Origin of the sequence: Microbacterium sp. B24, assembly GCF_000333415.1 — a bacterium.
GTDB lineage: Bacteria > Actinomycetota > Actinomycetes > Actinomycetales > Microbacteriaceae > Microbacterium.
Genome location: NZ_BADB01000007.1, coordinates 1 through 1,193, shown reverse-complemented (window position 1 = coordinate 1,193; position 1,193 = coordinate 1). Strand labels below are relative to the sequence as shown.

Here is a 1,193-nt window from a genome sequence, read left to right as displayed (position 1 = left end):
GGGCGTAGGGTGGGGGCGTGGGCAGCCTCGCCGTCGTGATCACCGTCTCGGATCGGTCGGCTGCGGGTGCGCGTGCCGACACGGCGGGCCCGCTGGCCGTCACGGCGCTGCGCGAGGCGGGGTGGGAATGCTCCGACGCCCGGGTCGTCGCCGACGGCGCCGACAGCGTCGAGACGGCGCTGCGCGCCGCGCTCGACGACGGCGCGCGTCTCATCGTCACCACCGGGGGCACCGGTGTCGCCGCCCGCGATGAGACCCCCGAGGGCACCGATCGCGTCATCGAACGCACGATCGACGGCATCTCCGAGGAGCTGCGCCGGCGCGGCGTCGCCGAGAAGCCGGCCGGCATGCTCTCCCGCGGTCGTGCCGGGGTCGCGGCGCGCGCCCTGATCGTCAACCTGCCCGGATCGCCTGCGGCCGTGGCCTCCGGGATGCCCGTCATCCTGTCGGTCGCCGCTCACGTGGTGCATCAGCTCGACGGAGGAGATCACTGATGACTGCCGTTCGCATCGCCCGCATCACCGACGAACCGCTGGATGCCGCCGCGCACCTCGCCGCCGTCGACGACCCCCGCGCGGGGGCTGTCACGAGCTTCATCGGCACGGTCCGCGATCACGACCCCGATGCCGACACGGCCGTCGTCGCGCTGGAATACTCCTCGCACCCGGATGCCGAGGCGACGCTGCACGACATCGCGCTGACCGCCATCGGCGACACGCGTGCGACCGTCGCTGTGAGCCATCGCGTCGGACGTGTAGAGGTCGGCGAAGCCGCCGTCGTCATCGCGGTGTCCACCCCTCACCGCGCCGAGGCGTTCGAGGTGTGCCGCGCCATCATCGAGGCGATCAAGCGTGAACTGCCGGTATGGAAGCGTCAGCTCACGGCCGACGGCGCCGCCGCCTGGAAGGGCATCGGCGGCTGAGGCTCACCCGCCGGCGAACGGCGGGAGCACGTCGACCAGGGTGTCGTCGCCCAACACTGTCGACGTGTCGGTGCGTCGTCCGTCGACGAGCACGGCGCAGCGGGGAAGGATGCGTCCGAGCGCCGGGTACTCCCGCGCCCAGGCGGCGCGCAGGTCGTCGAGATCGGTCTCGGCTCGCACCTCCTCGGCACGCCCGGCGAACTCCACGGCGGCGGCGAAGTATCGGACCCGCGGCATCAGGACTCCCGCACCCAGTCGCCCGACTGCCGCC

General features: G+C 73.1%; 3 protein-coding genes. 2 read left to right on the top strand and 1 reads right to left on the bottom strand.

Going from position 1 to position 1,193, the window contains the following annotated elements; genetic code table 11:
* Positions 1-17: 17 nt before the first annotated feature.
* Together I5I_RS00095 and I5I_RS00090 are read left to right on the top strand one after the other, a co-directional pair.
* Entirely contained in the window at positions 18-494 is a 477-nt protein-coding gene (locus I5I_RS00095; RefSeq protein ID WP_036314715.1) for a MogA/MoaB family molybdenum cofactor biosynthesis protein, read from the top strand.
* Positions 494-922, top strand: a complete 429-nt coding sequence (locus tag I5I_RS00090) for a molybdenum cofactor biosynthesis protein MoaE (protein WP_036314713.1) — start codon at positions 494-496, stop codon at positions 920-922. Before I5I_RS00095 ends, I5I_RS00090 begins: the two co-directional genes overlap by 1 nt.
* Before the next feature lie 3 nt (positions 923-925).
* Here I5I_RS00090 and I5I_RS00085 read toward each other — a convergent pair whose 3' ends face one another.
* Positions 926-1,159 carry a MoaD/ThiS family protein gene (locus I5I_RS00085; RefSeq protein ID WP_036314717.1) on the bottom strand — a complete coding sequence of 78 codons (234 nt, stop codon included), beginning with the start codon at positions 1,157-1,159 and terminating at the stop codon, positions 926-928.
* Positions 1,160-1,193: the final 34 nt, after the last annotated feature.

Excerpts from the sequence above, each read along its gene's own strand:
- I5I_RS00090 (WP_036314713.1), top strand. The coding sequence starts at position 494 with ATGACTGCCGTTCGCATCGCCCGCATCACCGACGAACCGCTGGATGCC.
- I5I_RS00085 (WP_036314717.1), bottom strand. The coding sequence starts at position 1,159 with ATGCCGCGGGTCCGATACTTCGCCGCCGCCGTGGAGTTCGCCGGGCGT.